A 235-nucleotide genomic window follows, 5' to 3' on the forward strand; every position below is an offset into this window, starting at 1 on the left:
CCGCCCCACCCGTGGCTCATGCCTGGATGCCGTCCCCGACGGCTCCGCTGATCATGTTCGTGGCGACACCGAGGGACGATTCGACGACGAACGCGTTGATCGCCCCGTCGATCTGGTCCAGGATCTGCGTACCGCCCGGCTGCGCCGACACGAAATCACGTGCCTGACGGTCGATTCCGGGTGCAGCATCGACTGCATCGCGCACTGCCGATGCCGCCACGCCGCCGACCGGGGT

1 pseudogene is annotated in these 235 nt (G+C 68.1%); it reads right to left on the reverse strand.

Annotated elements, in window-relative coordinates:
- Positions 1 to 16 precede the first annotated feature (16 nt).
- Positions 17 to 235: pseudogene (locus IJ15_RS0124680) on the reverse strand (hypothetical protein); the annotation flags it as partial.

This window comes from Prescottella defluvii, from assembly GCF_000738775.1.
In the GTDB taxonomy this organism is placed as follows: Bacteria; Actinomycetota; Actinomycetes; order Mycobacteriales; family Mycobacteriaceae; genus Prescottella; species Prescottella defluvii.